General features: G+C 66.7%; 19 protein-coding genes. 13 read left to right on the plus strand and 6 right to left on the minus strand.

All coding sequences use genetic code 11. From position 1 onward, the window contains the following. Positions 1–133 precede the first annotated feature (133 nt). The 3 genes from AB0N02_RS12065 (at position 134) to AB0N02_RS12075 (ending at position 4,484) form a co-directional block, all read left to right on the plus strand. Positions 134–766 (plus strand): TetR/AcrR family transcriptional regulator, encoded by a 633-nt coding sequence (locus AB0N02_RS12065; protein ID WP_363945150.1) that lies wholly within the window; start codon positions 134–136, stop codon positions 764–766. After that, positions 760–2,493, plus strand: coding sequence for an ABC transporter ATP-binding protein (locus AB0N02_RS12070; RefSeq protein WP_363945151.1), 1,734 nt, complete (start codon positions 760–762; stop codon positions 2,491–2,493). The genes AB0N02_RS12065 and AB0N02_RS12070 overlap by 7 nt, the downstream gene beginning before the upstream one ends. Before the next feature lie 83 nt (positions 2,494–2,576). After that, complete coding sequence (locus AB0N02_RS12075; RefSeq protein ID WP_363945153.1) at positions 2,577–4,484, plus strand: ABC transporter ATP-binding protein; 1,908 nt, start codon at positions 2,577–2,579, stop codon at positions 4,482–4,484. A gap of 110 nt (positions 4,485–4,594) precedes the next feature. On the opposite strand, the gene AB0N02_RS12080 is transcribed toward AB0N02_RS12075, so the two are convergent. After that, the gene (locus AB0N02_RS12080; RefSeq protein ID WP_363945155.1) at positions 4,595–5,716 is read right to left on the minus strand and encodes a serine hydrolase domain-containing protein; all 1,122 of its coding nucleotides are present in this window, start codon (positions 5,714–5,716) and stop codon (positions 4,595–4,597) included. Positions 5,717–5,878: 162 nt separating this feature from the next. Here AB0N02_RS12080 and AB0N02_RS12085 point away from each other — a divergent pair, with 162 nt between their 5' ends. Together AB0N02_RS12085 and AB0N02_RS12090 are read left to right on the plus strand one after the other, a co-directional pair. Beyond that, positions 5,879–6,823, plus strand: coding sequence for an SDR family NAD(P)-dependent oxidoreductase (locus tag AB0N02_RS12085; protein ID WP_363945156.1), 945 nt, complete (start codon positions 5,879–5,881; stop codon positions 6,821–6,823). Then, positions 6,813–7,433 (plus strand): TetR/AcrR family transcriptional regulator, encoded by a 621-nt coding sequence (locus AB0N02_RS12090; protein WP_363945158.1) that lies wholly within the window; start codon positions 6,813–6,815, stop codon positions 7,431–7,433. Before AB0N02_RS12085 ends, AB0N02_RS12090 begins: the two co-directional genes overlap by 11 nt. Here the strand turns inward: AB0N02_RS12090 and AB0N02_RS12095 are convergent. Both AB0N02_RS12095 and AB0N02_RS12100 read right to left on the minus strand, forming a co-directional pair. Next, on the minus strand, positions 7,406–7,606 hold the full coding sequence (locus AB0N02_RS12095) for a hypothetical protein (protein WP_363945160.1): 201 nt from the start codon (positions 7,604–7,606) through the stop codon (positions 7,406–7,408). The two genes, AB0N02_RS12090 and AB0N02_RS12095, sit on opposite strands and share 28 nt — an antisense overlap. Before the next feature lie 8 nt (positions 7,607–7,614). Next, positions 7,615–8,202, minus strand: coding sequence for a TetR/AcrR family transcriptional regulator (locus AB0N02_RS12100; protein ID WP_363945161.1), 588 nt, complete (start codon positions 8,200–8,202; stop codon positions 7,615–7,617). Between the two features lie 198 nt (positions 8,203–8,400). Between AB0N02_RS12100 and AB0N02_RS12105 the strand changes: the two genes are divergently transcribed. The 4 genes from AB0N02_RS12105 to AB0N02_RS12120 all read left to right on the plus strand — a co-directional run bounded on the left by AB0N02_RS12105 (position 8,401) and on the right by AB0N02_RS12120 (position 11,955). After that, complete coding sequence (locus AB0N02_RS12105; protein WP_363945162.1) at positions 8,401–9,366, plus strand: chlorophyllase; 966 nt, start codon at positions 8,401–8,403, stop codon at positions 9,364–9,366. 133 nt (positions 9,367–9,499) lie between these two features. Further along, the gene (locus AB0N02_RS12110) at positions 9,500–10,378 is read left to right on the plus strand and encodes an NAD-dependent protein deacetylase (protein WP_363945163.1); all 879 of its coding nucleotides are present in this window, start codon (positions 9,500–9,502) and stop codon (positions 10,376–10,378) included. A gap of 114 nt (positions 10,379–10,492) precedes the next feature. Next, the gene (locus AB0N02_RS12115) at positions 10,493–11,716 is read left to right on the plus strand and encodes a hypothetical protein (protein ID WP_363945165.1); all 1,224 of its coding nucleotides are present in this window, start codon (positions 10,493–10,495) and stop codon (positions 11,714–11,716) included. A 26-nt stretch (positions 11,717–11,742) separates the two neighbouring features. Beyond that, complete coding sequence (locus tag AB0N02_RS12120) at positions 11,743–11,955, plus strand: hypothetical protein (protein WP_363945167.1); 213 nt, start codon at positions 11,743–11,745, stop codon at positions 11,953–11,955. Between the two features lie 5 nt (positions 11,956–11,960). Here the strand turns inward: AB0N02_RS12120 and AB0N02_RS12125 are convergent, their stop codons facing one another. After that, the gene (locus AB0N02_RS12125) at positions 11,961–12,515 is read right to left on the minus strand and encodes a hypothetical protein (protein ID WP_363945168.1); all 555 of its coding nucleotides are present in this window, start codon (positions 12,513–12,515) and stop codon (positions 11,961–11,963) included. 439 nt (positions 12,516–12,954) lie between these two features. Here AB0N02_RS12125 and AB0N02_RS12130 point away from each other — a divergent pair, with 439 nt between their 5' ends. Then, a complete protein-coding gene (locus AB0N02_RS12130; RefSeq protein ID WP_363945170.1) occupies positions 12,955–13,920 on the plus strand; it encodes a hypothetical protein in 966 nt (321 codons plus the stop codon). Here AB0N02_RS12130 and AB0N02_RS12135 read toward each other — a convergent pair. Further along, complete coding sequence (locus AB0N02_RS12135) at positions 13,910–14,650, minus strand: hypothetical protein (RefSeq protein ID WP_363945172.1); 741 nt, start codon at positions 14,648–14,650, stop codon at positions 13,910–13,912. The genes AB0N02_RS12130 and AB0N02_RS12135 overlap by 11 nt on opposite strands. 62 nt (positions 14,651–14,712) lie before the next feature. On the opposite strand from AB0N02_RS12135, the gene AB0N02_RS12140 reads away from it, so the two are divergent. The 3 genes from AB0N02_RS12140 (at position 14,713) to AB0N02_RS12150 (ending at position 18,825) form a co-directional block, all read left to right on the plus strand. Then, complete coding sequence (locus tag AB0N02_RS12140; RefSeq protein ID WP_363945173.1) at positions 14,713–16,131, plus strand: hypothetical protein; 1,419 nt, start codon at positions 14,713–14,715, stop codon at positions 16,129–16,131. Positions 16,132–16,139: 8 nt separating this feature from the next. Further along, positions 16,140–17,957, plus strand: a complete 1,818-nt coding sequence (locus AB0N02_RS12145) for a DEAD/DEAH box helicase (protein ID WP_363945174.1) — start codon at positions 16,140–16,142, stop codon at positions 17,955–17,957. A 106-nt stretch (positions 17,958–18,063) separates the two neighbouring features. After that, the gene (locus AB0N02_RS12150) at positions 18,064–18,825 is read left to right on the plus strand and encodes a DUF3883 domain-containing protein (protein ID WP_363945175.1); all 762 of its coding nucleotides are present in this window, start codon (positions 18,064–18,066) and stop codon (positions 18,823–18,825) included. Between the two features lie 187 nt (positions 18,826–19,012). Here AB0N02_RS12150 and AB0N02_RS12155 read toward each other — a convergent pair whose 3' ends face one another. Further along, on the minus strand, positions 19,013–19,519 hold the full coding sequence (locus tag AB0N02_RS12155) for a very short patch repair endonuclease (RefSeq protein ID WP_363945177.1): 507 nt from the start codon (positions 19,517–19,519) through the stop codon (positions 19,013–19,015). Positions 19,520–19,592 lie beyond the last annotated feature (73 nt).

Genomic DNA, 19,592 nt, shown 5'->3' on the forward strand with positions numbered 1-19,592 from the left:
GCCGGATTGGTCCACCGCCGAATCTCCGCGGACGGCCCCCGACATCCCTACTGCGGCCCTCCGCTCTCACAGACCCCTACAACGGGGACATAAATCAAGTGAGTGAGTAACTCACTCATACTAGGCTATTCGCATGATCTCGATCTCCCAGCGCGCCGCTCCCCTGCCGCCGGACGAGCGACGTGCCGCGCTCATCGCCTCCACCCTGGCCCTGGTGCTCACCCACGGCCCGGACGTCACCACCCGGCAGATCGCGCAGGCGGCGGGCGTCGCCGAGGGAACGATCTTCCGCGTCTTCGCGACCAAGGACGAGCTCGTGGACGCGGCCATCACCAGCGCCTTCGACTCCGCCCCGCTGCTGCGCGAGCTGGCGGCCGTCGACCGTACCGCTTCCCTGCACAGCAGGCTCGCCGCCGCGGTCGAGGTCCTGCAGTGGCGTACGGCGCGCATCTTCCGCCTGGTGGACGCGCTGGCGACGGGCGGCGACTTCGACCGTCTCCGCCAGGTCAGGGCCGAGCAGGGAGCCGTCATCCGGCAGATGCTCACCAACCTGATCGAGCCCGACCGCGACCGGCTGCGGTGCGAGCCCGACGAGGCCGCGCGTCGGCTGCACATACTGGCCATCGCGTACAGTCATCCCCGTTTCGTCGGAGACGACGTGCTCCCGCCCGCGGAGATCGTCTCCATGCTGCTGGACGGTATCCGGCTCCGTCCCACCTCCGAGACAACCTCCCCCGACATCCCCAGTGGAGAGTCCCCATGCTGAGCCGCCTGTTGCGCACCCATCTGCGGCCCTACTCATCGTCCCTGATCGCCGTGGTGCTGCTGCAGCTCATCGGCACCATCGCCTCGCTGTACCTGCCCAGCCTGAACGCCGACATCATCGACCAGGGCGTCGCCACCGGCGACACCGGCTACATCCTGTACGCCGGCGGCCTGATGCTGGCCGTCTCCCTCGTGCAGATCGCCTGTTCGATCGCCGCGGTCCGCTACGGCGCCCACGCGGCGATGGGCTTCGGGCGGGACGTCAGGTCAGCCCTCTTCCACCGGGTGAGCACGTTCTCCGCCCGGGAGGTCTCCCACTTCGGGGCACCCTCGCTGATCACCCGCAGCACCAACGACGTGCAGCAGGTCCAGATGCTCGTCGTGATGACCTGCACGATGCTGGTCGCCGCGCCGATCATGTGCGTCGGCGGCATCATCATGGCGTTGCGGCAGGACGTCGGCCTGTCCTGGCTCATGCTGGTCTGCGTCCCGGTGCTGCTGGTGTCGATCGGCACGATCGTCTTCCGCATGGTCCCCCAGTTCCGCGCGATGCAGACCAGGATCGACACGGTCAACCAGGTGCTCCGCGAACAGCTCTCCGGCATCCGCGTCGTACGCGCCTTCGTCAGGGAGCGCGAGGAGACCCGCAGGTTCGCCGAGGCGAACGACGCGCTGACCGGGACCGCGCTGCGCGTCGGACGGCTGACCTCGCTCATCTTCCCCGTCGTGATGCTGATCCTCAACGCCTCCAGCGTCGCCGTGCTCTGGTTCGGCGCGGGCCGCGTGGACAGCGGCGAGATGCAGGTCGGCGCCCTCACCGCCTTCCTCATGTACCTGATGCAGATCCTCTCCTCGATGATGATGGCCACCTTCATCTCGATCATGATCCCGCGCGCGGCCGTCTGCGCCGACCGCATCGGCGAGGTGCTGAACACCGAGTCGTCGGTGAAGCCGCCCCAGGACCCCGTACGGCAGGTGCACACCCGCGCCGAACTGGAGCTGCGCGACGTCGAGTTCCGCTACCCGGGCGCCGCGGCACCGGTGCTGTCCGGCATCTCGTTCCGCGTCACCGCCGGGCAGACCACCGCGATCATCGGCAGCACCGGGTCGGGCAAGACGACGCTGGTCTCCCTGGTGCCCCGGCTGTTCGACGCCACCTCGGGCACGGTCTCGGTCGACGGGGTCGACGTCCGCGACCTGGATCCCCGGCTGCTCTGGACCCGCATCGGCCTCGTACCGCAGAAGCCGTACCTGTTCAGCGGCACCGTCGCGAGCAACCTGCGCTACGGCAACCCGGACGCGACCGACGAGGAGCTGTGGGAGGCGCTCGAGATCGCCCAGGCCCGCGGCTTCGTCGAGGAGATGCCGGAAGGTCTCGACGCGCCCATCACCCAGGGCGGCACGAACGTCTCCGGCGGGCAGCGGCAGCGGCTCTCGATCGCCAGGGCGCTGGTCAGCAAGCCCGAGATCTACCTGTTCGACGACTCGTTCTCGGCCCTCGACCTGGCCACGGACGCCCGGCTGCGCGCCGCCCTGCGGCCGTACACCGCGCAGGCCGCCGTCGTCATCGTCGGCCAGCGGGTCTCGACCATCGCCGACGCCGACCAGATCATCGTGCTCGACGACGGCGTGATCGTCGGCCGGGGCACCCATGACGAGCTGCTGGAATCCTGCCCGACCTACATCGAGATCGTCGAGTCCCAACTGACCGCGGAGAGGGCAGCATGAGCGAGAGGTCCGTGACGACCGCACGACCACGCCCGCCGATGGGGGGCGGTCCCTTCGGCCGGGGTCCCTTCGGGGGAGCCGGGATGCCCGCGGAGAAGTCGATGAACTTCGGGCCGTCCCTGCGGCGCCTCCTCGGACGCCTGCGCCCCGAACGCCCGAGACTCGTGGCGGTGCTCCTCCTCGCCGTGGTCAGTGTGGTGTTCAGCGTCATAGGGCCGAAAATCCTCGGCCAGGCGACAGACCTGATCTTCAGCGGGGTGATCGGCAAGCGGCTGCCCCCCGGCACGACCACCGAGCAGGCGGTCGAGGCCGCCCGCGCCTCGGGCAACGGCAACTTCGCCGACCTGCTCGCCCGGATGGACGTCGTCCCCGGCCACGGCATCGACCTCGCCGCGCTGGCCACGGTCCTGTCCTGGGCCCTGGCGCTCTACGTCGCGGCGTCGGTCTTCAGCTGGCTGCAGGGCTACCTGCTCAACGACGTGGTGCAGAGCACCGTGTACCGGCTGCGGGCGGACGTCGAGGACAAACTGAACCGGCTCCCCCTGCGGTTCTTCGACGGCCAGCCGCGCGGCGAGCTGCTCAGCCGGGTCACCAACGACATCGACAACGTGTCCCAGACCCTGCAGCAGACGCTGAGCCAGCTGCTGAACTCGCTGCTGACCCTGATCGGCGTACTGGTGATGATGTTCGTGATCTCGCCGCTGCTCGCGCTGATCGCGCTGGTGACCATCCCGGTGTCGGCGATCGTCACCAGCCGGATCGCCAAACGCTCGCAGAAGCAGTTCGTCGCGCAGTGGACCCACACCGGCTCCCTGAACGCCCACATCGAGGAGGCGTTCACCGGCCACGAGCTGGTGAAGGTCTTCGGGCGCGGCCCCGAGGTGGAGCAGGCCTTCCAGGCCAGGAACGAGGAGCTGTTCAAGGCCAGCTTCGGCGCCCAGTTCATCTCCGGGATCATCATGCCGACGATGATGTTCATCGGGAACCTCAACTACGTCGCGGTCGCCGTCGTCGGAGGCGTACGGGTCGCCACCGGGACGATGAGCCTGGGCGACGTCCAGGCGTTCATCCAGTACTCCCGGCAGTTCACCCAGCCCCTGACCCAGGTCGCCTCGATGGCCAACCTGCTGCAGTCGGGGGTGGCCTCCGCCGAGCGGGTCTTCGAGCTGCTGGACGCCGAGGAGCAGTCCCCGGATCCCGCGGACCCGGTGCTGCCGGCCGTACGGCGGGGCCGCGTCGAGTTCGAGCACGTGTCCTTCAGCTACACCCCGGAGCAGCCCCTCATCGAGGACCTGTCCCTGGTGGCCGAACCCGGGCACACGGTCGCGATCGTCGGCCCGACCGGCGCCGGGAAGACCACCCTCGTCAACCTGATCATGCGCTTCTACGAGCTGGACGGCGGGCGCATCACCCTCGACGGCGTCGACATCACCGCGATGCGCCGCGACGACCTGCGCGCGCAGACCGGCATGGTGCTCCAGGACACCTGGCTGTTCGGCGGGACCATCCGCGAGAACATCGCCTACGGCAACCCCCAGGCGACCGAGGAGCAGATCCAGGCCGCCGCCCGGGCGACATACGTCGACCGGTTCGTCCGCACCCTGCCCGACGGCTACGACACCGTGATCGACGAGGAGGGCGGCAACGTCAGCGCCGGCGAGAAACAGCTGCTGACCATCGCCCGCGCCTTCCTGTCCGACCCGTCGCTGCTCATCCTCGACGAGGCGACCAGCGCGGTCGACACCCGTACCGAGGTCCTGGTGCAGCACGCGATGGCCGCCCTGCGCTCCGACCGGACCAGCTTCGTCATCGCCCACCGCCTGTCCACCATCCGCGACGCGGACCTGATCCTGGTGATGGAGGCGGGCAGCATCGTCGAACAGGGCACCCACGAGGAACTCCTCGCCGCCGAAGGCGCCTACCACCGCCTCTACTCCGCCCAGTTCGCCGGAGCCCTGGTCCCGGCGGACGGGGAGCCCTCGACCACCTGACCCGAGACCGAACAGGCGGGCCCGGGGAACCTCACTCCCCCGGGCCCGCCTCCTCAGGAGCACTCTGCCTCCCTGGAGTCCCTGAGTCCCTGTCCCCGGACTCCGCCCTCTCAGGAGCGCTCCGTCTCCAGGGCCCGCGTCTCCAGGGTCCGCAGGAGGTCGAACCCCGCCCTGTCCACCGACCGCTGCGTGTTGCCGAGCACGATGACGGCCACGCCCCTCTCCGGGTCGAACCCCACGAAGGAGACGAAGCCACCGGTCCCGCCGTTGTGCCAGATCCACAGGTGAGCGCCCTGCCGGGGATGCAGACGCTGCCCCATCCAGCCGAGGTGTATCCAGGCGTAGGGATTGATCCGCTGCTTGACCTCCCGGCTGAGCCGGATCGCCTCAATCAGCTCGCCCGTGCCCCGGCCCACCTGGACGGCGCTCTCACCGGCGCTCTCACCGATGCTCACATCCAGCTGAGCACGGACGAAGGTGACCAGGTCGGCCGCCGTCGACCGCAGCCCGCCCGCCCCCACCAGGTCCGCGAGGTGCCACGGCGAGACAGGCCGGCGGCGCCGGTCGTGCCCCTGGGCGAGGCACCCGGCCCGCTCACCGTCAACGGTGACGCCGGTGTCGGCCAGCCCCAGGGGAGCGCAGATCTCCCGGGCGACCAGCGTCTCGTAGGCGGCACCGGCCCGGTGGGCGAGCGCCAGCCCCAGCAGTCCCGCCCCGAGGTTCGAGTATCGGAACCGGTGCCCCGGCGTGGCCCGCAGCCCGGTCTCGGCCAGCCCTCGCAGCAGGACGTCCGTGGTGCAGCCCGCATACGGATCAGGCGCCGACGGGTGCAGCAGCGAGGACAGGAACATCCCCCTGGGCAGCCGGGGCAGCCCCGAGGTGTGCGTCGCCAGGTGCCGCAGCGTGATCTCCTGACCGTCCCGCGACGGCACACGCGCCCCCTCGGGCAGCAGCCCGACCAGTGGCTCGTCGAGGTCGACCGTACCCGCGACGGCCATCCGTGCCAGCAGCAGCGCCGTGAACACCTTCGTCACGGAGCCGATCTCGAACACCGTGTCGGCCCCGGGCACGCCGTCACGCCCGCCACCGGACGCGCCGCCGTACCCTCCGCCCGTCCGCCCGGCGCCCCGGATCTCCACGGAGTCCCCCGCGATCGCGGCTACCACCACTCCCACATGCCGCTCCGCCAACCGGCTCGCGGTCTCCTGCACCAGGCTGCCCAGGTCCGTCACACCAGGGATTATCGAGCGTCCGTAGAGCGATGGTCATGAGACTTTCGGCTAAACCTTCCGCTTCGCCGGGCTCACGACGCCTGCGGGACTGCCCCTCTCCGTCGCCGAAATCTAGAGACTCTCTCTAGAGAGACTCTCTGAATCTCCTCTAGACTCCCGGCCATGGACAACGCGGAGACACAGCGGCCGGCCCCCACCCGGACGGCCGTGGTGACAGGCGGCAACCGTGGCATCGGATACGCCGTCGCCGCACGGTTGCTCCAGGACGGGTGCGAGGTGGTGCTGGTCGCACGTGACAGGGAACGGGGCGAGGCCGCGCGGGCATCGCTCGCCGGAGCCACCGGGAGCGTTGAATCCACCGGAACCGCTGGAACCGCCGGAACCGCCGGAGCCGATGGGGCCCGGGTGCGCCTGGTCGTCGGCGACCTGTCCGGCGTCCGGGGAACGCGAGCGACCGCCCGGGCGCTCCGCGAGACCTGCCCGCGCATCGACGTACTGGTCCACAACGCCGGTCTGTGGCCGAGCCGGAGGATCCTGAACGAGGACGGGCTGGAGCAGTCCTTCGTCGTCAACCATCTCGCGCCGTTCCTGCTCAACCACGAACTGGAACCGGTGCTGACCGCCTCCGGGGCACGGGTCGTGCAGGTCAGCGCCGGGCTGTACGTCAAGGGGCAGGCCGATCCGGAGCGCACCCCCACCGGCCTGGACTTCCACCCGATGCGGACCTACGCCGACACCAAGCTGTGCAACCTGCTGCTGGTGCCGCGGTTCGCCGATCGCTGGAAGAATGCCGGGGTGACCGTCAACGCCGTGCACCCCGGGGTGATCCGCACCGGGCTGGGAGATCGCGGCGGCCCCCTGGGCTACCTGCTCAAGGCGGCGAAACTGCTGTGGAAGAGCCCGGAGACGGGTGCCCGGCCCGTCGTCAGGCTCGCGCTGGCCGAACAGGAGGCCGGGCGGACCGGCCGCTATTTCCACCTCGACGCCGAACAGCCGCCGGCCCCGGTCGCCACCGACGCCGTACTCGCCGAACGGCTCTGGACACAGGCGCTGGAGCTCACCGGCCTCGGCCCGACCCCACCTCCGGCCCGGCACGATGTCACCTAAGCAGCGGCGAGGCGAGGAGACCGCCGACAGGGTCCTGGCGGCGGCACTCGACCTCTACGGGGCCCAGGGACCCGGCGCGCTGACCATGACCGCGTTGATCGCCGAGACCGGTGTCAGCAGCGGCAGCCTCTACCACCACTTCGGCAGCCTCGACGGGCTCACCGCGGCCCTCTACAACCACTGCATGGCCGAACTGCTCGACACGCTCATCACCGCGCTCGAACGCTCCAGAACGGCCCGCACCGGCATACGGGCCCTCGTCGAGGCGTATCTGCGGTTCACCCGGGACAACCGGCCCGCGGCGCACTTCATCCACGCCTCGGCCCACGCCGACTTCCTGCCGCTTCATGCGGAGCGCATCGCGGAGGCGAAGGCCCCGAAGATGCGCCGGATCGCCGACTGGCTCCGCCCCCACGTGGAGGCCGGGCACGTCGTCGCGCTGCCCGATCCTCTCACCGAGATGCTCGTGATCGGCCCCCTGGCGGAGATCTCCCGCCGCTGGCTCGCCGGAGCACCCGACGTCGACCTGGCGGTCGCGGCCCGCCTGCTCCCCGAACGCATCTGGCAGTCGATCCGCGGCGATCACGTACCGACCGCCACCGGGACGTAGACGGCGGTGCCCGGCGGCATGAACGGCGACACGTCCGGTGGCATGAACGGCGACATGGACGGCGGCGCCCATGCGTCGATCGCCGTGACCACCATGACTCCCATGACTCCCATGACCGCCACACCCGCGACGGCCACGGCCGGTCTCGAAGGGGCGTCGAGTGTCCCCGGCATCAGGACGGCTACGGTCGCCGTAGTCCCCGGAGGAGAAGTTCGACCAGTCGGCGGGGGTCGTAGCGCGGGTCGCTGTCACGCCCGACGCAGAGGTTGCCGATGCCGCGCATCAGTTCGTAGGCGTGCGTACCGGGTCTGATCTCACCGGCGTCGACCGCGGCGTCGAGCAACCGCGCGCACACGGGCACCAGGCGGTCGAGGAAGTAGGCGTGCAGCGCGTCGAAGCCGCCGCTGTCCGACTGCAGCGCGTTGGCGAGCCCGTGCTTCGTGACCAGGAAATCAACGAAGAGGTCGACCCACTGACGGAGCGCCGCGAACGGAGAGTCGGCGTTGGCCAGCAGGGCCGGGCCGGCCTCGGCGCAGGCTTCGACCTGGTGCCGGTAGACGGCGATGATGAGATCCGCTCGCGTCGGGAAGTGGCGGTAGATCGTGGCCGTCCCGACGCCGGCCTTGGCCGCGATGTCGCGGATCGGCGCCTCCACACCTGACGTGACGAAGATCGAGGCGGCCGCGTCGAGCAGATTCTCCTTGTTGCGCTGGGCGTCCGCCCGTTTGGGGCGGGCTGCGCGCCCTGTGCCCCGGTCACTGTCGTTCATCGCACCGCTTCCTCCGCTACCGGGTTGATAAACGGGACAACGTCCCATATCGTCAAACGGGACAGCGTCCCGCTTATCCATGATGTCAGAGCGGGGACCCGTCGACCAACCACGCACTGTCGCCGCGCGAGCCCGGCAACGGCCCGCGGCGCGTCGACCCGGCCACATCAGCCACGAAACAGCAAGGAAGGTCTCCCTATGAGCGAATCAGCCATGGCGATCACGGACGAGACCGGCGGTGTGTCCGCTCCCGTCCTGTCGGTCGGTCCGGTGGTGCTGTCGGTTCCCGGCCGCGCCGTGAACCTGCGGATGCGCGTCTCCGCGCCCATGACCGGAAGCGAACTGCCGATCGTCCTTCTCTCGCACGGTCAGGGCCACTCGAACAACCTCTCCTCACTGAACGGCTACGCCCCCCTCGTCGATTACTGGGCGGCGCACGGCTTCGTCGTGATCCAGCCCACCCATCTGAGCTCGACGACGCTGAACCTGAACTCCGACGCCCCTGAGGCGCCGATGTACTGGCGCTCGCGGGCCGAGGACATGAAGCGCATCCTCGACCGGCTCGACGAGATCGAGGCCGCCGTCCCGCAGCTCCTCGGCCGCCTGGACCGGAGCAAGGTCGCCGTGGCGGGACACTCGATGGGCGGCCACACCGCGAGCCTTCTGCTGGGCGCGCGGCTCACCGATCCCCACGACGGAACGGAGGTGAACCTGGCCGAGCCCCGGATCACGGCGGGTGTACTGCTCGCCGCTCCCGGCAGAGGCGGCGACGCTCTCACCGAGCCCGTGGCCGAGAACTACCCTTTCCTCCTGACCACGGACTTCTCCGAGATGACGACGCCCGCACTCGTGGTCGCCGGTGACAAGGACGCCTCCGCCCACCTGACGGTCCGGGGCCCGGACTGGCACGCCGATCCGTACTTCCTGTCCCCGGGCCCCAAGTCCCTGCTCACCCTGTTCGACGCGGAGCACGGGCTCGGCGGGGTCTCCGGATACGACGTCGCCGAGACCACGGACGAGAATCCCAGGCGAGTGGCCGCGGTCCAGCGGCTCACCTGGGCCTACCTCCGCGCCCGGTTCCATCCCGGGGATTCCGCCTGGCGGGCGGCGTGTGACGCGCTGACAGCCGGACCCGATCCGCTCGGACGGATCGAATCCAAGTAAGTCCGAAAAGAGTCACCGTCACCGGGGTCGAGGAACCCACCGATGCGATCGCGTGCCCCCGGGGGCGCGAGGTGTGCCTGAGGGTGCGAGGCCGACCGGCACCCCGGCGTACGCGGTGGGGCACCATGGAGAGGTGAGCGAGGACAGGAGCATGCTGGCGGAGCTGCTGGCCGCGGGTGACGTCGTCGTGCTGAGCGGGGCGGGGCTGTCGACGGAGTCGGGGATCCCCGACTACCGGGGGCCGAACGGGTCCCTGACCCGGCACACCCCGATGACCTACCAGACGTTCGTCGGCGACCCCGCGGCCAGACGGCGCTACTGGGCCCGCAGCTACGTCGGGTGGCGCACGATGACTCTGGCGGCGCCGAACGACGGCCACCGCGCGGTCGCCGACCTCCAGCGGCAGGGCCTGGTGTCGGGCATCGTGACGCAGAACGTCGACGGCCTGCACCAGGCGGGCGGCGCACGGGAGGTGATCGAGCTGCACGGCAGCCTGCGCGAGGTGATCTGCCTGGACTGCGGCGACCTGACCTCCCGGAAGGAGCTGGACCACCGCCTGACCCTGGCCAACCCGTACTTCGGCGTCCGGACCACCACGATCAACCCGGACGGCGACGTCGAGCTGGGGGACGAGGAGGTCGACGGGTTCCAGGTGGTCGCGTGCCGGGCATGCGACGGAGGAACGCTCAAGCCCGACGTCGTCTTCTTCGGCGAGACCGTCCCGGGGGACCGGGTGCGCGCGTGCTATGCCCTCGTGGAGAGCGCGCGCCTGCTCCTGGTCCTCGGGTCGTCGCTGACGGTGATGTCGGGCCGCCGGTTCGTCCTGCACGCCGCGAAACACGGCATCCCCGTAGCGATCGTCAACCAGGGCCCGACCCGCGGCGACGCCTACGCCACCCTCACCGTTGAGGCCCCGCTGGGCACGCTCCTCCCGGAACTGGTCCGCCTCACCGACCCACGGACCGCGCTCACCGACCCACGGACCGCGACCGCCGCCCTCCCGAACCGCTGAACCCGCCCCTCGGAGTGAAGCGGCGCCGACGAAACACACCCCGGCAAAGTCCGCAATTACCGCGAAAGCCATATACGCCGGTAATTGTCACAGGAGCCCTCTACGCTCCGCCCTGTGCCCAAACGATCATCGGCCCTCTGGACGGCGGCGATCCTGATCTCCGCGGCCCCCACCGTCTACTTCTGGATCGCGACGGCGCTGTCCGGCGGGGCGGACGAGCGTTCCTTCGGCTGGGTCTCCTACGGGTGGTGCACGGGCCGTGAGATCGACCTCAAACTACAGGACCTGCTCTCCCCACTCTGGGACTCTCCCCTTCTGTGGTTCGGGTCCGCGCCGCTGATCGCCCTCGCCTGGGGCGGGCGGCTGCTGAGCGAGCGGATCGAACGACCTCGGCTCGGCCGGATCCTGACCCGCTCCGTCGTCGCCGTGCTGATCGTCCTTCACCTCCCGACCCCGCTGCTGTTCGTGCTCGACGCGTCCGGCAACTCCATGTGCGTGGACGGCTGGGGACCGCCGGAGGTAGCGAGCTGGGTCATCACGATGGGCCTCTACAACCTGCTCCCCGTCGTCCTCGTACTCCTCGTCGTCCGCCGCCCGGGACCTCCCCGCCGCAACCGCCTCGCCCGTACGGGGGCCGCGGTGTCCATCGCGTTCATGATGATCGTCCTCGCGGTGGCCGACACGGCGCCCGGCAAGGTGAGCACCACGCATGAGCTCGACTGCGCCGGATTCGGCGACCGCACGGACCCCGGTCTCAGCGAGCCCGAGAAGGGATTCCTGTGCGGGATCCGGGACGACCGCCCCGACAGGGGCGTGCCCGAGCTGGCGAACATGCCCGACCGGGAGCTCCTGGCCTACGGCCACCACCTGTGCGACCTGGCCGTACGGAACGGAGGCGACGTCTCCGCGCCCGCCGTGGCGAAGGCGATGAGCCGGACACCAGGCTTCTCGCTGGTAAGGGCACTGACGAAGCTCTGCCCCAAGGTGGCCGAGGTGCTGGCGGAAGAAGAACGGCAGAGGCAGGCGGAAAGCGCCGCCTACATCGCGGCGGCAGAGAGGGCCTGCTCCGCCCACCCCCGCCACCGCCCGAGGATCAAGCCGGTACGGCAGGCCCGCGCGACCATGTGGACGGAGTTCTGGCACATCGACGCCTGGGACGAGGGAAACGAGGAAGCGCAGGCCGACAACATGGTCGCCGACCTGGTCGGAAGCGCGCCCGGCGCACTGAACGTCTGGGCCGCGGAGGAGGTCGGCCACGCGTGCGTGACGGGCGAGGCCTACCGCCGCCGCCCGCCCGTGGAGACCCGGGGCTGGGAGCAGGTCGTCGAGGTCGGCTAGAGACCGCGAAGGGCACCCTGACCCTCGTGGGTAGCCACAGCGAAGAGCTTCCCAACCTCGTGGCCGACGGCCCGGGAAACTACCGCGTCCGCGTCCACATCCGCGGCCGCAAGGCCGTACAGGAGAACATCGACGCCCCCGACGGCACCGTCCAACTATTGATCATGGTCTTCCCCGGCAAGGACAAGAAGCCCGTCATCTACCGCGACTACCCTAACGAGAGGCCGACGAGCACGTGAGTCTCTCACTCTAGAAGAGAACCAGAAGCTGGCCTCCTCCTCTTTCGCTTATGAGGCAGAAGCTCCTCCCATCCCTGAGGGTGGGCTCTAATCCGGAAGTCCGGAGCTGGAGACGACTGGCCGATGCGCCAAGCGCCCACCTTCACAGCAAAGAACTGTCGCCCCGGCCCCATGAGCCGGTTCAGCAGGTTGATGGTGTCGAGGTGCTCCGGCCTGAACCGTTCGGCGACCCAGACGCCGGTCACGCAATCGACGCTCACTCCCGTCGTGTAGGTCAGCAGCTGTCCGAGGTGGCGGTGATTGCCGGGCTCCAACTGATTCTCTACGACCACCGTGTTCCCCGTCGAGCGATCGGTCCCGACCAGATCCGCAAAGTAGTCCCCAATGGGGTACTCCTTCCGCTTCCACTCAAGGTCCATGCGCAGAACACGGCCAAGCTCCCCAGGGTTGTCCCACAGCCACGGCGTGAAGTCGCGAGCCTCGTGCGCCCAGACGTGCCGCAACGGCACCTCTTCCAGCCGCCCTATGGGCGAGCCAACACCGCTCCCGGCAGATTCCACCTACCACCTCCTGGCAGACCCTCACCAAGGCGCGAACGCCTTCTGGCGCCATCCGGGACAAAGCTCATTCCGGGCGACACCAGTAGTGAGCCACGAATGCGCGCTGGCAGCAAGCAGAGGCCGCACATCCGAAAAACCTGGGAATAGTTGGGAAAAGTTGGGAAACCCAAAGACCGGCACCACGACATCGAAAGCGACGGACGGCACAGCTGCAACCTTGACAGCAAAAAATCACCTTTGGCGAAGCTCGTGCCCCATAATCCCTTTTTTCGGACTAGCGAGAGTCAGGCGGGTCGTCATCTTTCTGTTGACAAAAGAATTTTGTCGCCAATGGCCCACAGCTCATGTATGGTCCATGCATGGCCAGCAAGATCCCGCACCGCCAGAGGAGGGTTAAAGGTCCTCTATGCCCAAAAAAGAAGGATCCGCCTCGTATGGCGTGACACACGAGCTCAGGAAGATCCGTGACTCGTGCGGACAGCCGAGCTATAAAGTCATCGGCGAACTCTCAGCCGGGTTCGATCTCGACCGGAATGCCGCCCCTCGACGCCCGCTGGCAACAGCAACCGTGGGAAACATTTTCAACTCGGATCGACTTCCCTCCTGGAAGACGGTGGCACCGATCCTCTGGGCCTGCTATCGATACGCGAAGGAGCAACGGGTACTCGACCTAGATCCCGCCGACGCAACCCGGACTGCCTGGAACAGGCTGGTAGAGATCGCCAATCCTGCCCCCGCCCTTCACGGCACCTCCCAGAGCAGCGGCCAGTCTCCAGCGATCGCCACCGACACGCCGTCTCCCGGCCATGAAAAGGCGCTGACATCAGCCTCCCTCGAGAACTTCTCTGCCGAAGAACGGTGGTACCTCAACACGTATGGCCAGATAGGGGCCGACCTGTTCCGTGCGGCAAGCACAGGGGAAAGCGAGGCCGCCTACCGCCTCGGAGTGGTCACGACCGTTGACCGGCACCCCCGAAGGGCAAGAGACTGGCTTGCCATGGCAAGAGACCTGTCACACACCGACGCCTCCGAGTTGCTGGCAAGCGCTCCGGGAACCAAGAAAGGACAGGCCTTGGCCGCCGAGCATGCCTACTGGCTTGGCTACACGGCCCATCACGGGTTCGGAGACAGAGATCAAGCCATCTTCTATTACAAATACGCCGCCAAACAGAAACACTCCGACGCCGCATACAACCTGGCCCACATATATTGCGCTGCAGGCGAACTAGGTGATGCAGCACGCTGGTTTTCTATAGCCGGCCGGGGAGAAAATCTCGACGCCAAGCGTCAGCTATCACTACTGCAGAGAGAAATGGGTTCGCGGGAACTTGACGAGGAAAGCCAGCGGTCTTCTCCCCCGAGCCCGACCAGAGATCCCTCGCCCGGAATGGAAGTCAGAGAGTGAATCTGAGATGATCAGCGACACTCTCTCGAGCCTCCGCTGGGAGCCTCCTGTACTCCGACCAGATTCGATCGACATGGCTGGGGCGCCGACGGCCGCCGACTATCCACGATGCGAGGGTCTCCTGCTCGTCAGGGCTAAGAACAGAGATGCTGTCAATGACTTCCGGAACGCTGGCTGCCGAGCTGACCGGCCCCCCAGACTTGCAACGCCGGCATTCGGTGACGTATTGGATAGCAGTGTCGCCGCCGACGAGCTCTACTGGCCGACGAGTTATTGTAAGCTGGGCGGTTTCATACTCAGATTCCGGATAAACTTCACCGCCGGTGATTCCGCATATAACGCACATGAAGTCGTCGCCGACGAAGACAGCCATGCGCTGCTTGTTAGAGAGCGTTTCGCTGGACGCACTGGTTTTCCGTGGATCCCAGACTTCCTCGCCGGCCTTGGCGAAGCGCAGTTCGTTCGGGCTAAGTGAGGCATCCTCTTTGTTGGTCAAGATCTGCCAGCCGTGTGGCCGGAGGTCACGCATCCGCCGGTCGACCTGCTCGACGCCAGGGAACGCGTCACGTAGCCGCGCCTTGGTGAAGAGGTTTCCCTCACCGATAACGGACAGCAGCCATAGCGCGACCCGGACCTTGGTTCCATACTTCGCGCCGGCGTCGTCCCAGGCAGGAAGAACCACCCTGGCCCCCTTCTTCGAAACGTCACTCAGCCAGAAGGCACGGAACAACGGCGATCCATACGATGATACGTACGCACCAGACACACAAGGTCACCTCTAGGAGATCCTCCATGGCCCTGCCGGAACCGCCCAGCGGTCAGGATGTCAGGTCGCTGGTAGTGCAGCGGCTGACCGAGGTCCAGAGAGGGCAGGGCACACGAGAATCCGTCACTATCGAGTGGCGGGGACGCCCGCTGAGCATCGACGTCATCGACGTGCCCATCGAGCTCCTCTACTACAACCCGGAGACCCACCGCATCCGCGCGCAGCGGGAACACGACCCCGCTCGTGATGCGCATCTGACAACTGACCCGTGGAGTCCGGAGAGCCAGGACTACCTGCACGACCTCCTCAAGGCCAACCCCGCCGATCCGGACCGTGAGGATCCCGAGTTCACCGCCCTCCAGGAGGACTTAAGAGAGTACGGGCAGAAGGATCCGGGAATCATCACGCCCACAGGCATCCTGGTCAACGGCAACACTCGTCGTGCGGCGCTCAAGGGCCTCGGTTACCCCAACATCCGCGTTGGCGTCCTGCCCAACGACTGGTCCTGGCAGGACATCGGCGCCGTCGAGCTGGAGCTCCAGCTCCGCAAGGAGCACCGCCGTGACTACTCCTACATCAACTGGCTGCTCGCGATCGAGGAGGAGGGGGGCCGAGGCCGTGGCGTAGTGGAGATCGCGAGAAGTTTCCGGGTTCACCAGAAAACCGTTCAGCAAGCCCAATGGATCTTAAGCTTCATCCGTGAGGCGATCGACCGCAGCAGCGTGACGCTGCCGGATGGAAGTACCGCAAGCATGCGGCTGATCGACTTTGAAAACGATCAGGAAAAGCTCAAGGAGCTTCACCGAGCGTACACAAATGCGAAAGACCAGGAAAAGGCCGACTCCCTGAAGGAAGCCAGACTACTCGCGATCCTGCTGGGGAAGAGCAAGACCGACGTACGACTCATCGAGGAAAACTTCACCGAGAAATACCTTGAGCCGAAGCTCGCCCCCGAGCTCAAGCCCACGGTTAGCACGACGCCTGCCACAGTGAAGATCCCTGGCATCGATATGAGCGTGCGCAACGTCTCAGCAAAGATCAGCAAGGCGCGCGCGACCACGGACATCGTCCTCAAGGCCAAGGCCCAGACAGCAGCGGCGGCCAAGCTAACCCCGCAAGAAATCACCGAAGCGCACAGGGTGATCACTGTGGCCAACAAAGCTGTCGAGGCTGGCCTCGACACCGCCGGCCGTGATATCAGGTTGCGCAAGCGCACGCTCGCGGCCCCGGAGCGGGTGAGCGACGCGAACGACCTGCTGCGTTCCTGTATCGATGACATCGCCCAGGCCCGGAGCCAGGGCCTGCTCGACAACGAAGCCCTCGATGAGGCAATCCTGGGCCTGCGGGACACTCTCAGGAAGCTCGCACAGCAGGCATCCCGCGGTGTCACCCAAGCTGGCGAAGGACTGCTTTGGCTGCAGAACGCGACCACGGACCGGAGGTAAGAGTTAGCGTGCCAAGTCTCCGGCTCGAACTTGAGGTGTCCGGAACCGCAGTTCTCCTGAAGTCCTCAGAGCATTACGCGGCCGACCTGCGCCAGCTCACACCACGCTTCCGTACGGCCATGCAGAAGGGGCCGAGCCTTGTCGAGGTTGAGCTCGACGACCTCCTGGTCAACCTGCGTGAGCTGGGGCAGTGGCCCTCCGAAGACGTGGAGTGGCAGCCGGAGCTGGCAAACCTGGTGCGGGACAGCTACCAGGCGACTGTCGAAGCAGAAGCCCAACTGGAAGGTGCAGCCCCCGCTTCCGGGCTTCTGACAGAACAGAATCTTCAGCAGGCGTTGGACCTCTCCGGCTGGAAGGGAAATCTGACTGCTTTCCAGTCGCGTGACATCATCAAGCTTCTCTCTCTCGGGCACGGCGCCAACTTCAGCGTGCCCGGCGCCGGCAAGACACGGGTTGGCCTGGCGACCTTCCAAGTGCTCCGTGCCAGAGGAGAGGTTCAACGCCTGCTCGTGGTCGGCCCCAAGTCGTCATACGAAAGCTGGCAGTTCGAGAACCAGGAATGCTTCTCTACGCCGCTGCGCCTTCAAGTTCTCGAAGGAAAGCTTGATCCCAGTGCCGAGCTGATACTCGTGAACTACGAACGGCTGTCGGCCAACGAAACCGCGCTGGCGAAGTGGCTCACCACCGAGCCGTCAATGATGATTCTGGACGAGGCGCACCGTATGAAACGTGGCCCCTCTGGGGTCTACGGTTCGGTGTGCCTCGCGCTGGGCCCCCGGGCCAGAAGACGTTTGATCCTCACCGGAACGCCGGCGCCAAACGGCGTGCAGGACATTCAGAACCTTTTCGCGTTCGTCCTGCCGGGACAGGGGAGGCAAACGGTCAGCCGAGCTATCGCGGGTGGGGATCTACGGTACGCCAGCCAGGTCCTCCGTCCCTTCTTCACCCGCACCACGAAGAAGGAGCTTGACCTTCCTCCCGTCACGACACGCATCCGGCGGCTGAGCCTGCCGCCGTTGCACAAGGAGATCTATCAAGCGCTCACCGGGGTGATGAGCGCACGAGCGGCGGGATCCCAGAACAACTTCGAAGCACTCGGGCGCGTGGTGATGTACCTCCTCATGGCCGCGACGAGTCCCGCACTCATCACCATGGGCACCACGAGGTATGAACCTCTGAACTACCGAGTCCCGCCCATCGAGGTTCCGTCAGGTGCCACCTTGGAACAGCTCCTCCGCGATCTTCCCGACCACGAGCTGTCTCCGAAGTACAAAGAGACCCTCTCCATTGTGGCCGCCAATGCCGAAGCAGGGCGAAAGACTATCGTGTGGTCGACGTTCGTCAGAAGCCTGACCACTATGCAGTCCATGTTCAGGAATTATGATCCCGCGATGGTCCACGGTGGCACCCTGGACAGGGAAGAGCAGATCAGGCGGTTCCGTGAGGACAGCGACTGCATGGTCCTGTTGTCCAACCCCGCCACCCTCGGCGAGGGCATCAGCCTGCACCAGGTCTGCCACGACGCTGTCTATGTGGACCGGGACTTCGCAGCCGGACGTTATCTCCAGAGCCTGGACCGTATTCATCGCCTGGGGCTCCACAGGGAAACCATCACGAATGTCACCATCCTTGCCTCGGAGGAGACGATTGACGACGTCGTGGAACGGCGCCTGGAGACCAAGCTGCGCTTCATGGGTTCGATCCTTGATGATCCCGAAGTGGAACAACTCGCTGATCTGCAGGAGGAACCGGCCGTTGGCGGTGACATGGACCTGGCTGACGTACGGGCATTGCTTGGATACCTGAATGTCTCCTCTGCCTCCTGACGCTGTCCTGAGGGCCTCCCTGCACTGGCTGAAACACCTCCGGCATTCGTCAGTGGCTCGCGCTCAGGCCCTGTTCGCGGCTCATCCTGAATACACGGACCTGACCATGACCCAGTACGGAGCCGCACTGGACTGGTTGCGCCATACGGGGATGGTGACCAGCGAAGGCCGGTTGAGCACTGTCTCCAACAAAATGGAGCTGGCCTTGCTGAAGACAGCGGTTGCCCAGGCTGATCCCCTCTGGCTCCGGGACGCCGACCAGCTGATCACCACATCCGATGATCTTCCTGAGGATGTTGTGATGGCGGGTGAGGTTCTGGGGCTGGACCCTCGGGAGACGCTGGCAGCGGTCCGGGCGGCCTGGGGAAAAGTGGATACCACCTCCCGGCAGGAAATCGGCTCGGCCGGAGAACAGGCACTTGTACGACTCCTTCAAGACCTCGGGTGCCTGGCTGTCAGCTACGTAGCGGAGTACGCCGACGGCCTGGGGTACGACGTGGCCGTAGATGATGAGGGATTCCGGCTCAACCTTGAGGTTAAATCGACCACGCGCAGGGGGCGCCTTACCCTCTATCTGTCGCGCAACGAGTTCGAGGTCATGCTCACCGATCCGCAGTGGCGGCTGGTGATCGTTCTTGTTGGGACGGGCAAGGAAGCTGATGCCATCGGCACGCTCGACGGGCGGTGGATTACTCATCACGTGCCAGCTGACACCTCTTCCCTCGGCCGCTGGGAGTCAGTGCGCTTCGACGTACCCGCCGACGTCGTCCAGAACGGCATACCCGACCTGATCGGCTGGGTACCCGAGGAAGATCACTTGCTGCGTTCCGGAGCCGGGAAAACACGGCCGTCGTGGCTGAAACCCTAGGTTCCACCAATCCGCCCTTGGGCGATCTCACGGTGGTGCACTGGGACCGGGCATGCATCTCGTGCCAAGGTGGAGACTTCCTGCGCCAGGTAACCACACCTGAACAGCTGCGAGACCGTCGCTCCGGCCCGCAGTCCCAGCGCTATGAGCTAGCCCGCCCCTTTCGCCCCATACTGGTCCGGTCTCGCTAAATATCGGTCAACCCGTTAGATTCGCTGGCATGTTCGGAACAGCTGGGGCGCACCGCCGCCACTACCGCGTCAATCGCAGACGCGAGCGGCTCGTGCTCCCACAGCCGGACCACGTTCCAGCCAGCAGCCTCAAGAGCAGCGTTGACCGTCACATCGCGCTCCATGTTGCGACGCAGCTTCGGTGTCCAGTACCACTCGTTCACCGTTGGTTGCCGCCCGTGCTCCGGGCAGACGTGCCAGAAGCATCCATCGACGAACACCGCCACCTTCCGGGCGGTGAAAACGATGTCAGGCCGGACCCTCACGCCTCCCACATCAAGTCGCAGATCTTTCCGATACCGGTAGCCCAAACGGTGCAGAGCACTGCGCAACACCACTTCCGGTTTGGTGTCGGCTCTCCGGTTCGCCCGCATGTTCCGCGAACGCCCCTCGTTGAGCGGCGCAGGGTAGAGGCCCTTGGCGTGGGCCTCCTTCCGGACTTGATCACTGCTTCTCTTCGTCATGTTCCCACCAGTCGCTGTCTTCTCCGGGAAGATACATCTGGCGACTTGGCTGTGCGGTATACCCGTAGATGAA

Origin of the sequence: Streptosporangium sp. NPDC051022 (assembly GCF_040683035.1) — a bacterium.
Classification (GTDB): domain Bacteria; phylum Actinomycetota; class Actinomycetes; order Streptosporangiales; family Streptosporangiaceae; genus Streptosporangium.